The organism is Rhodobium orientis, assembly GCF_003258835.1.
Classification (GTDB): domain Bacteria; phylum Pseudomonadota; class Alphaproteobacteria; order Rhizobiales; family Rhodobiaceae; genus Rhodobium; species Rhodobium orientis.
Window position 1 is genome coordinate 16483 of record NZ_NPEV01000060.1, and the last position, 11262, is coordinate 27744.

Genomic DNA, 11262 nt, shown 5'->3' on the forward strand with positions numbered 1-11262 from the left:
GCAGCCAGGCGGTCTTTTCCGCGCGCGTCCTATCGCGCCTCGCGCGGCACCCGGAAAACAGCGAGGTAGAGCGCGGGAATAAACAGCAGCGTGACGGCCGTGCCGGCGATGATGCCGCCCATCATGGCGACGGCCATGGGCCCCCAGAAGATCTGCCGGGCAATGGGGATCAGCGCCAGGCTCGCCGCCGCCGCGGTGAGTGCGATCGGACGGGCGCGACTGTCGGAGGCCTTGAACACGGCATCCCACCGGCTTGCGCCGCCGAGGCGCAGGACCTCGATTTCCTGCACCAGGATGATCGAGTTTCGGATCAGGATCCCGACGAGCGCCAGCACACCGAGGATGGCGACAAACCCGAGCGGCGTGCCTGACGGCAGCAGCGCGGCGACAACACCGATCAGTCCGGGAGGTGCGGCGCACAGGACGATGAACATCAAGCGAAAGCTCTGCATCTGAAGCATGATGAGCGTGAGCATGGTTACCGCCATCAAAGGCACGACGGCAACGATCGGCGCCTGGGATTCCTCGCTGCTTTCGACCACGCCGCCGATGGCGATCTTGTAGTCGGGCGGCAAGTCCTCCTCAAAGGCGGCGATGGTCGGCTCCAGCGCCTTGACGACGGTGGCGGGCTGCTCGCGGCTAGCGATCAGAGCCTGCACCGTGACCGTCGGCTGGCGGCTGCGTTGATGGATCAGCGGCGGCTCGGTGTCGAAGCGGAAGGTGGCGAAACTCGACAGCGGAATAGGCTCGCCCGATTCACCGGTGATCTGCAGATTGTAGAGCGACTCCACGGATTTGCGCTCTTTCGCCTGGCCGCGGGCAACGATGTCGACGAGGTAAATGTCGTCGCGCAGGGCGGTGACGGTGTTGCCGTCGAAGATCGCCTGGAGCGCGCCGGCGATGTCGCGGCCGGAAATGCCGAGCTGACGGGCCTTGTCCTGCACGATGTCGACGCGAACGACCCGCGCCGGCTCGTTCCAGTCCATCGCCACATTCGACAGGCGATCCTGCGACCCCAGGAGGCTCGCCAGCCGCCGTGCGCGGTCGCGAAGCGTTTCGATATCCGGGCCGGAGATCCGGTACTGGATGGGGCGCCCGACCGGCGGGCCGACTTCCAGCAGCTTGACGAATATGTCGGCGCCCGGAAACTGCTTTTCGCCAAGGCTGTCCAGCTTTGCCTTGAGAGTGTTGCGCGCCTCGACCGACGGCGTCTGGATCACGATCTGGCCCATATAGGGACCCGGTGTCTGCACGTCGTAGGACAGAAGAAAGCGCGGCGCGCTGGTGCCGATATAGGACGAGAAGAAAAGCGCCTCGTCCTGCTCGGCGAGGAAGCTCTCAAGCCGTTCGATGGTGTCGCTCGTTCCCGCGATCGACGCGTTCTGGGGCAGCGTCACGTCGACGATCAGTTCCGGCCGGTCCGAGCTCGGAAAGAACTGCTGCTGGACGAACGCCATGCCGACGACGGAGGCCGCGAACAATAGGACCGTTGTCGCGATGGTGAGCCATCGGTGGCGCATCGCCGTCAGCAGGATGCTCTGGAACGCACGCCGGCTGCGACCGGGCCCCTGATGCGCGTGCTTGAGTTCCTTGGGTAGGACGGTGACGCCGATCAGCGGCGCGAACAGGACCGCCGCGATCCACGAGACCAGCAGGGAGACGGCAATCACGACGAACAGGGAGAAGGTGAATTCGCCGGCGTTGGAGTTGTTGAGGCCGATGGGGATGAACCCGGCGACGGTGACGAGCGTGCCCGAGAACATGGGAAACGCGATCGATGTCCAGGCGTAGGAGGCCGCTTTTTCCAGATTGTCGCCGAGTTCGAGGCGGGCGATCATCGTCTCGATGGCAATCATCGCGTCGTCGACCAGAAGGCCGAGCGCAATGATCAATGCGCCGAGGGAGATCCGCTGCAGATCGATCCCATAGGCCAGCATCACCATGAAGGTGATCGCAAGGACCAGCGGGATCGTCAGCGTGACGACGAAGCCGGCGCGGAACCCGAGGCTTATGAAACTCACCAGAAGGACGATTGCGACGGCTTCGGCGAGCGCCTGCACGAAATGGCCGACGGCATCGTCGACCACGGCCGGCTGATCCGCGACCTGATGAATGTCGATGCCGATGGGCAGTTCGGCCTTCGCGGCGGCAATCGCCGTTTCCAGTTCCTCGCCGAACTCCAGAATATTGGCGCCGTCGCGCATGCCGATGGCAAGACCGATGGCGTCCTTGCCGTCGTAGCGGAACAACTCGCTCGGCGGATCCACATAGCCCCTGCGTATCGAGGCGACATCGGCGAGCCGGAAGAAGCGGTCGCCGACCCTCAGGTTCACCGCTTCCAGGCTCTCCTCGCTGGAAAACTGCCCGCCGACGCGCACCAGGATGCGTTCCGGTCCCGCGTTGATCACGCCGGAAGGAGCGATGGCGTTCTGCGCCGAGAGCGTGTTCAACACCTTTTCCTGATCCAGCCCGAGAGCTGCGAGCCGGCGCGGCGAGAACTCTAGATAGATGCGCTCGTCGCGTTCGCCGAACATGTCGACCTTGCCCGCATCCGGAAGCTGATGGATTCTGGCGCGCACCTTCTCGACCCAGTCGCGCAGTTCGCGCGGCGAGAACCCGTCGGCGGTGAAAGCATAGATGTTGCCGAACACGTCGCCGAAGGTGTCGTTGAACTGGAAGCCGCCGAACTCCGACGGAAATTCGCCGCGCACGTCGTTCATCATGTTGCGCACGCGCTGCCAGATGCGTGGGATATCCTTGGCGGGCGTCGTGGGCAGAAGCTCGACATAGACGATTGCCTGTCCGGGCATCGTGACGGAGCGGGTGAAGTCGAGCTCGTCGAGCTCCTCCATCTCCTTCTCGATCCGGTCCGTCACCTGCTTTTGCGTTTCGGTAACGCTTGCTCCCGGCAAGGAGCCGCCGATGATCATCGTCTTGATCGTGAAGCTCGGATCCTCCGCCCGGCCCAGGGAGAAATAGGCCATCACGCCGGCGACGAGCGAGACCAGCATGATGTACCAGACGAGCGAGCGGTGCTGCAGCGTCCACTCCGAGAGATTGAAGCCCTTCAATCGCCGATCCTCTTGCCCACGATGGTGCCATCCTGGAGGCTGTGGACGCCGCGTGTGACGACCTCGTTTCCTTGCGAAAGGCCGGAGGTCAACCGAACGCGTTCGGCGAACTCTTGACCAAGCTCCACGGTCACGGCTTCGACCCTGTTCTCCGGCCGTACGACCCGCCAGACCGTCGTTTGGCCGTCGCGCTCAAAAACGGCCGAGATCGGAAGGGAAAGTACGGCGTCCTTGCCGGTTTTCAGGCTGGCACTGACGAGCGATCCGAGACGGAAGGACGGCGGGGGACTGTCCAGCGTGATGTGGACCCGCCGCGTCCGCGTCGCGGCTTCGGCGACGGGTTCGATATAGGCGAGGCGCCCGTCGGCCGTGACCCGGGGCGCCGCCGCAAGGCCGACGACGAACGCCGCGTTCTTGTTGATGGTCGCGATCGCCGGTTCGGGCAGGTCGATGACCGCCTCTAGGTCGTCCGTTCGGGCAATTCGCAGCACGCGCTCGCCGGCGGATACCGTGGCGCCCGGGGAGACATAGGTCTTTGTCACCACCGCATGGGTGCTGGCCCTCAACGTGGCGTTGTCGCGCCGGTCGGCCGCCTGTACGAGCGCCGAGCGGGCCCGGTCGACCTCCGAGCGGGCGACGGCCAGCGCCTGCACGGCCGCCTCAAGGTTGGCCTCCGACGCGACCTTGCGCTCGAACAGGGCGCGGGTACGGGTCAGAGCATCCCGCGCCGTCCGCTGCCGGGCCTCGGCCTGTCCGAGCGCCGCTTCCGCCGAACGCTCCGCCGCGACCAGGCTCGCCGTATCGAGCCGCGCGACGACATCGCCCTCTTCGACCACATCGCCGACATCGACAGGGCGCTCGGCGACGCGGCCCAGCACCTGAAAGGCAAGATCGGCCTCGCTGCGCGACTGGACCGTTCCGACCCAGGAGCGCGCGTTCGTCGGCGTGAGGGTCAGAACCTCCGATACGACCGGACGCGGTGCCGGCGGTGTCTCTTCCTCCTGACAGCCAGCGACGGCGAGAAGGCACACGATCATGATGAAGCGAGACGTCACTCCCCCCCCTCCGCGGGCACGACGGGACGACCGGGATAGAGGAAGCTTGCCCCGTCGCCGACCACCCGATCGCCGATTTCAAGACCGGCGGCAACGGTAAACGTGCCGCTCTCGTAGCGACCGATCTCGATGTTTTTCAGAACGGCCGTGTTGTCCTTGCCGACGACCCAGATTGCCGGTCCCTCTGCATTCGCGCTCAGCGCGGTCCAGGGCAGGCGAACCACCGGACGGGAGGGAAGCGTGAAAACGCCGCGGACCGGTGCGCCGATCTGGACGGCGGGGGGGGGATCCCGCACCGCCATATAGACCGCGACGGCCCCGGTCTGCGGGTTGATCAGTGGTGAGATCTCGCGGAGCCGGCCCTCCATCGCGATTTCCGGCTGGTCGATCAGTTGCAGGTCGATGTCCTGGTCCGACAGCGGATCGACAATGAGAGAATCTGGAACGTTGAAAAGGGCGTCGAGCTCACCGACGGGGGCGAGCGTGAAGGCGGCCTCCGCCCCCGCAACCACCTGTCCTGGCTCGACCATCTTGCCCGTCACCACCGCATTGATGGGAGAGCTGAGGACCGTGTCGTCCAGAGCGGTCTTGGCCTGCTCCAATTCTGCGACGGCCTCTGCCGCCGCGGCCTCGGCGCTGTCGAGCGTATCCCGTGCCTGGTCCCGGTCCGCACGCGTGGTGAAGCCGCGCTCGAGCAGGCTTGCCTGCCGCCTGTCGTCGTTTCGTGCCTGGGCGAGGGTTGCCCGCGCCGCCGCGAGCCGCGCTTCGGCCGCGTTCAGACCCTCTCTTTGCTGTGTGTTGTCAATCTCGGCCAGGGTCTGGCCGGCCTTGACCCGGTCGCCTTCCTCCACGGCAACGCGGTTCACGCGGCCGCCTTCGCGAAAGCCAGCGCGCGCTTCGTTGCGGGCGACGATCTCGCCAGTAATAGAGATGGTCTCAGAGACGGCCGCTTTCTCCACCGTGACGAATTCGACCGGCAACGGCTCCTCGGAATGCGCCGGGGCCGCGAAAGACCCGACCACAAGCACGGAGAACGCCGCCAGGAGGCAACGAAACCGTCTCGACCGCGACGTCGCCGTTCCATCGGGCCGTGACACGCGGACCGGTCCGTCATCGGCGTTCGACGGGGCGAAGCTGCCGAGATGCTCCGACGGGCTTGGGCCTTCCTTGGGACGCCTAGTTTCCAAACGGGGGCTCCTCATGCCAGCCCTTGCCGCTTGAGCCGCGGCGAAGACCATAGTCGTAGAGCGCATTGAGATAGGCCTGGTCGAACATGTCGCCTCTGTCGAAGTCGAAATCTGAACCGATAAAGGTAAGAAAAAAGCCAACGTCGTTCTTTCTCGTGAAATCGTATGTCTGAAGAACCGTTTGCTGTGCGCTCGACTTGATGAGCGTGGAGAAGGACCGACCGGCCACCGGAATTGCCGAGACCCGGACCACATCGAATTCAGGTGCCAGCTTGTTGTTGATGACCATATAGATCTTGCTGCCCCGCGGGACGGTGCCCGATTTCGGATGGGTGAAGATGGCCGGCGGCAACGTGAACACCTGCATGGTTGCGCCGCCGTCCACATGGAGTTCCGAAAAACGCTCCCCATTGGCCTGCGCTTCGAAAAGCACCGGCGGGAAGAGACCCGGTATGCTGGCCGAGGCGATCAACACCTTGCGAAACACTTCGAGCGCTCGCGGTGTTCCGACCTCGGCGATTCGCCCCATGTCCCACACCACCATGCGCTGCGCGTCCAGATTGGTGGTTGCCAAAAGAAGCCTGCGGCCCTTGGCATGCTCCGCGGCGATCGCCGACAACAGCTCCGGTGTCACCTGCTCCTCGACCATCTTCTTGAGTGGGGTGTTGTCCGCGAAGGATGCGCCGAAAAGGCCCGAAAGCGCGCGCACAACGAAGATGTCCTGCCGCTCGATCTCGGTGAACATGCGCTTCAGCTTGTCGTCATAGGCGGTACCGAGAAACGCATAGGGGGCGATCAGGGCTCCCGTGCTGATGCCGCTGACAACGGTGAATTCCGGCCGCGTGCCGGCCTGTGCCCAGCCGTTCAGGAAGCCCGCGCCATAGGCGCCGTCGTCGGCACCGCCCGACAAGGCAAGCAGGGCGAGCGACTGGCCACGGCGTCGCGCGGCCGAAACGAGCTGGCGCGCCTCGGACAGGAACACCTCTTTCGGTGCGTCTGCCCACATGCGGATGTCGCCGGGCATGCCCACCACCGTTGCCATGGTGGCGGCCTCCTGGGTGTATTGGGGCCGTTCGGGCGCCGACGCGCAACCGGCACACATTCCGACCACGATCAGCATGATCAGCCGGGACGTACGATTGGGAAAGCTTGGCAATCGTGACATGTCCCGCGTCGTCCCGCACGCAGGCTTGCGTCGGACGGTACGCCGCATCAGGTCCACAAGCATCGGCCACAGCATCGCGGGCTGCCGGTAAAGGTCGTCAGTCTGGATCATCCCTTGGAACCTACGCGCCCATGAAAATCGGTAGATATGTATCGTGCGACATGCATGGGCGAACGGCGGCACGTCCCTGACGCAATCTCACCCGCATTGGCCGAAAGGTCGTGCATTACCGGAGCGGCGACAACAAGTCAACGCCTGTTGACTCCTGTAACAACGGGCTTTTCTCCTCTGGTGCCGACCCGGCGTTCATTGCCCGGTCGCGCCAGCCCTATTCGGCCTTATCGTCTACCGAGGCGGGCTCGGACTGCTCCTTCAGGTCGTTGTCCGCATCGCCATCAATGAGGTTTTCAATCGCCTGGGCGATGAGTTCCTGGGTTTCCGCTTCGTCACCGTCCAGAAGGGGATCGGCGCCGATGACATCCCGCAGGATGCCGACCCCGGCCAGGAGCGCTGCAACGAGCGCCGCGCGCTTTTTCGACAGCGGACCGCGTTTCTCGACCATCGGGGCAATGAAATCGTCCATCAGGACGTCGCTGAGCACGCGCGACGCCTCGGGACTGGAGAAGGAGCGAATGACGACATCGAGGGGTCGGATCTCGTTGGCGCCGCACTCGGCCAGCACCTCCCTGGCCAGCGTCGACGGCAGATCGTCGGACCCTCCGACGAACAGCCGCTCGGGTCGAAGGGAGGCCTTCAGGGCTTCATGGAAGAGCTTCTGCTTGGAGCCGAAGCAGCGATGCACGTAGGCGGGATCGACACCGACATCCGCGGCAAGATCGCGGAACCCGGTCTGCTCGTAGGAGTGGGTCGAAAAGCGCAATATGGCGGCTTTGAGAATGCGCTCGCGCGTTGTGTCGTCCGACTCCGGCCCGATGAAAAACCTCGGCATGTGCTTTTGCGGTGTCCTATTGACGGGACGAAAGAAATGTCCCTAGGGTGTTGCGTAGTCAACACTCGTTGACCAACGGATGAGAGCCCATGAAGTCGTTTAGGGTCCAGACTCATAACCAGTAGCTGACGGTTGCCGCGATGCAAACGGCGGCGAGGAAGTTTGTCGCGTGTCGGTCGTATCGAGTTGCGATGCGGCGGAAGTCCTTGAGACGGCAAAACATCCGCTCGATGGCATTGCGGTCCCAATAAAGCGTTGGTGAGAAGCAGTTTTTCCAGTGACGATTGGTTTTGGGCGGGATGTTTGGCATTGCGCCCGTCGCTTCGACCTGGCGGCGGATTGCGTTGCTGTCATAGCCCTTGTCGGCGTGCAGGTTGCGGCAATCGGAGAGTTGACCCAAGAGCTCCGCGCCGGCCTTGCAGACCGCGACGTTTCCGCCGGTCAGCAGGAAGGCAAGGGGTCGGCATTCAACGTCGGTCAACGCATGGATTTTTGTCGTTCGCCCACCTCTGGATCGGCCAATAGCCTGGCTTTTCTCCCCCCTTTGCCGCCTGATGCCGAGCGATGTGCCTTCACCGCCGAGGAGTCAATCAACACGTGGGCGGGTGGCCCGCCGGCATCGGCGAGGGTGTGGCACAGATTGATCCAGATACCCTTTTCGGCCCAGCGGACAAACCGATTGTAGAGCGTCTTGCGTGGGCCGTAGCATACCGGCGCATCGACCCAGCGCCCTCCGGACTTCAAAACATGGACGATGCCGCTAATCACACGACGGTCATCGACGCGCGGTTTGCCCCGCGTATCGGTCGGTAAATGCGGCTCTATCCGCGCGAATTGCTCACCCGTCAGCCAGAAACAGTCCTGATTCATCAATGGTCTCCTTCCAGAGACCGTGAATCATAGAACCTCCAACCTGGGAATCCCTTTTATGGGTCCAGACCCTAAAGCGTTTCAAGTTTGGACGGAAGTGTAGTCGAAGTGATGCTCCTGGTGCTCTCGGCGACCCTTGCCGCCTTTCTCGGCGGATACGCGATGCTGCTGGTCCCGTGGTTTGTCATCCGCGCCGGTTTCTCGCTGGCTCAGGTGCCGTCGGGGCGGCTGTTGCGGAGATCGTTGCACCAGGCTGACCGTCCCGGCCGTCTTTGCCGCCCAGTTCGCCCTGTCCCATGCCTGTTGGCTGTTGACCTATCCGATGGCGGGCTGGCTTGGCGCAAACGCCGGTCTTTCGCTGGCAGCCACTGCTGTCCGGTTTAGTTTCATGAGAGTTCGAAGGCCAATTGTCGTGGGTCTGTGGGCGGTGTCGGGGGCTGGTCTTTGAGGGCATCGATCGGGCGTCTGTGCATTAGGTTGAGGCGTACGAGGCGCGCGAAGGCAAGCGGGCTGGCGATTGCTTTCTGTGTGTTCTGGGCCAATTTGATCAGCAGATAGGCGACGAGGGCGACGGCGATCTGGATGCGCACGGCGTTTTCCGATCGGCCAAGAAAATGGCGGATCTTCAGGGTCTGCTTGATCCAGCGGAAGAACAGCTCGATCGCCCATCGCCGCTTGTAAAGGGCCGCGATGGCGTTTGCGGGGGCATCGAGATCATTGCTCACGATGCGCAGGATCGCGCCGTTTTCGGCCTTCAGCCGGATCTCGCGCACGGGATCGGTGAAGGGATTGGCCTTGCCCTTTGAGCGCCGCTTCGGCAACAGGCCGATGCGATCGGACAGAATGGTGCCGTGGTCCGGCACGGGCAGCTCGGCGGTTACGGCAAGCGGTGTGTTCTTCTTCAGCCGCGTGACGATGCGGCACCTGGCTGCGTCGAGATCGGCCCACCAGGCGTAGTCGAAATAGCCGAGATCGAAGACATAGGTGGCGCCGGGCTCGATCGGCATGGCGTGGGCGGCGGTGATGTCGTTGACCCGGGCCGCGCTGACCGCGGCATAGACCGGCCGCTCGGCGTGGGCATCGTAGATGACGTGCATCTTGGCGCCGCAGACACCGGCGGAAAACCGCGCCCATTCGCTTCCCATTCCGCTCAGGCGCAGCCCGGTTGAATCGATCAGATAGACGGCGTCGCCGACGGCGCGGCGCAGCCCCCTTCCGGCATTGGCGACCAGGGCGGCGAACAGATCGCAGAACACGGCCGCCGGCCGGTTGGCATTGGCGTCGGCCAGGGTCGTGCGGGCCGGGCAGCGTCCGCCGAGGTGGTAGAGCCGGGCCTTGTGGCAGGCCAATCCGGCCTCGATCTCGCGCAGGCTGTCGGCGCCGGCGATCTGGCCGAACAGGAGCGCCAGGAACTGGCTTTTGGTCGACAGCCGGCGGACGCGATGGTCAGCCTTGTGCTTGTCCACAAGCCGATCGAACAGGGCCCAGGGAATGTGCTTCTGGAGTTCGTGAAAAACGCTATTCTGATGCCGCATGGCGTTGACCTTCCTTGTGTGTCCCAAACGCTGCCAAACGTCTGAAACACAGAAGAATCAATGCCATGCATCCTGTCTACTAATTTAAACCGGACAGCAGTGGCTGGCAGCAGGCGTCCTCGCCGCGATCACCGCGGTTGGCGGTTTGCTGACCATTCGGGTCTGGCCCGCCGCGGAGGACGATGCCTCGGAGCACAACCATTCCGACCTGCCGCCGGACCATCCGCACCTTCTGGAGGGGGAACCCGCAGCCTCGCATCATCACCGCCACCCGTTCGTGATCGACGATCTGCACGCCGAATGGCCACCGGTCCGCTAGGACGCTCATCGATGCCGGAGAAAGCTTGCGACCGAAGCGCCATTTGACGGGCTGATGCAGGAGTTGGTCGCCATCCAGCGCGACATCTATTTCGCCTTGGGATCGCCGCGACCCTGTCCGCGGTCGCCCTTGCCACCGTCGCGTTCCGCGGGGCGATGCTGATGCTTTTCGAACGACGTCCCCGCTTGTTGCCCGTCTCCGCGCAAGCGGTCGAGGTCTTGGCGGCGCTTGTCCTGATGGGCGTTGCAATGCAGGAGTTTTTCAGTGCGCCATAGTAGTTGGAAAGCGCTTGATTTCGCGGGAATTATCTCACCAATCTTCGGTTTTTTCGATGCTGGCTTTCAGAACCCCGCGAGCGGTGCATTGCATCATAGGCGCGGATATCGTCGTGAATATTCCGCCTTCTCGACGCGAATTCGCGGGCAAGTGCGGCCCGCATATCGACAAGCTGCCGCCGTTCGGCGAGTTGTGCGAAGACCAGCGCGTCCAGTTCTTTCCGGTCCCGTAGCGCGCAGGCTTTTGCTTCCGCCTCGTTGCGTTGCTGAATGCGTTTCGCCTCGCCGCGAGCCCAATCCCACAGACCCTTCAAGCCGGAACGAAAGCGAGATTGGCGGATGCGGGCTTCCTGCCATTTGCGGCGTTCGATAGTCTCGATCAGCTTTTGTCGCGTGGCGCGGTGGCGGTGAACCATGGCGCGGCGCTGTTTGTGCAAGCGGCTGTTGCGCGGCTGAAGATCGCTTAGCAGCTGGCCCTTATGCCGCTGCAGTGCGTCCTGCATTTCCTCGGCGATCGTTGCTTTTGTGGTTGCCACATCCGGCAGGTCGTCTTCGTCGCCCAATCGTTGGCGGACAATCTTCGTCCTGACGCCAATCCATTTCGGAAGGGCGTAGACCTCGCCGTGCATGTCGAGAGCAACGAAGCTGCTGCGGTCGCCTTTCGCCAGTCGATAGCCACGCTCCTCCAGCGCATGGATGAAGGACGCTTTCGTATCGGAGATCGCCCAGGCATCCTGCAGAACCGCCTTGATGGCACGCGGGTCTTTGCCCTGGCGCTTCGCCTGTTGCCATTCGGCGAGCGAAAAGTTACGGGGGTCGCGAGCCTCGCTTTGGGC

General features: G+C 63.6%; 8 protein-coding genes and 2 pseudogenes. 2 read left to right on the forward strand and 8 right to left on the reverse strand.

Translation table 11 applies throughout. The annotated features are described in order from the left end of the window. Positions 1-29: 29 nt before the first annotated feature. From CH339_RS20405 to CH339_RS20430, 6 genes are all read right to left on the reverse strand, one after another. Positions 30-3071 carry an efflux RND transporter permease subunit gene (locus CH339_RS20405; RefSeq protein WP_111436216.1) on the reverse strand — a complete coding sequence of 1014 codons (3042 nt, stop codon included), beginning with the start codon at positions 3069-3071 and terminating at the stop codon, positions 30-32. Beyond that, positions 3068-4126: an efflux RND transporter periplasmic adaptor subunit gene (locus CH339_RS20410; protein ID WP_146610266.1), complete on the reverse strand. Its 1059-nt coding sequence runs from the start codon at positions 4124-4126 to the stop codon at positions 3068-3070. The genes CH339_RS20405 and CH339_RS20410 overlap by 4 nt, the downstream gene beginning before the upstream one ends. Beyond that, the gene (locus tag CH339_RS24805) at positions 4123-5106 is read right to left on the reverse strand and encodes an efflux RND transporter periplasmic adaptor subunit (protein ID WP_170138601.1); all 984 of its coding nucleotides are present in this window, start codon (positions 5104-5106) and stop codon (positions 4123-4125) included. The genes CH339_RS20410 and CH339_RS24805 overlap by 4 nt, the downstream gene beginning before the upstream one ends. Positions 5107-5302: 196 nt before the next feature. Beyond that, a complete protein-coding gene (locus CH339_RS20420) occupies positions 5303-6589 on the reverse strand; it encodes a patatin-like phospholipase family protein (RefSeq protein ID WP_111436218.1) in 1287 nt (428 codons plus the stop codon). Positions 6590-6806: 217 nt separating this feature from the next. After that, complete coding sequence (locus CH339_RS20425) at positions 6807-7427, reverse strand: TetR/AcrR family transcriptional regulator (RefSeq protein ID WP_111436219.1); 621 nt, start codon at positions 7425-7427, stop codon at positions 6807-6809. Between the two features lie 112 nt (positions 7428-7539). After that, a protein-coding gene (locus CH339_RS20430; RefSeq protein WP_111436220.1) for an IS5 family transposase occupies positions 7540-8297 on the reverse strand; the annotation gives its coding sequence in 2 pieces (ribosomal slippage) (positions 7540-7964 and positions 7964-8297; 759 coding nt in all). A gap of 138 nt (positions 8298-8435) precedes the next feature. Between CH339_RS20430 and CH339_RS25210 the strand changes: the two are divergent. Beyond that, positions 8436-8664: pseudogene (locus CH339_RS25210) on the forward strand (MFS transporter); the annotation flags it as partial. A 19-nt stretch (positions 8665-8683) separates the two neighbouring features. Here CH339_RS25210 and CH339_RS20440 read toward each other — a convergent pair. After that, positions 8684-9832 carry an IS4 family transposase gene (locus CH339_RS20440; RefSeq protein WP_111436221.1) on the reverse strand — a complete coding sequence of 383 codons (1149 nt, stop codon included), beginning with the start codon at positions 9830-9832 and terminating at the stop codon, positions 8684-8686. 145 nt (positions 9833-9977) lie between these two features. Here CH339_RS20440 and CH339_RS24810 point away from each other — a divergent pair, with 145 nt between their 5' ends. Beyond that, entirely contained in the window at positions 9978-10151 is a 174-nt protein-coding gene (locus CH339_RS24810) for a hypothetical protein (protein WP_170138602.1), read from the forward strand. Between the two features lie 304 nt (positions 10152-10455). Here the strand turns inward: CH339_RS24810 and CH339_RS24815 are convergent. Next, positions 10456-11262 (reverse strand): annotated as a pseudogene (locus CH339_RS24815) (relaxase/mobilization nuclease domain-containing protein); the annotation flags it as partial.

Bases quoted from the DNA above. Each gene is read 5' to 3' on its own strand.
- CH339_RS20420 (WP_111436218.1), bottom strand. From the start codon at position 6,589: ATGATCCAGACTGACGACCTTTACCGGCAGCCCGCGATGCTGTGGCCG.
- CH339_RS20425 (WP_111436219.1), bottom strand. From the start codon at position 7,427: ATGCCGAGGTTTTTCATCGGGCCGGAGTCGGACGACACAACGCGCGAG.
- CH339_RS20440 (WP_111436221.1), bottom strand. From the start codon at position 9,832: ATGCGGCATCAGAATAGCGTTTTTCACGAACTCCAGAAGCACATTCCC.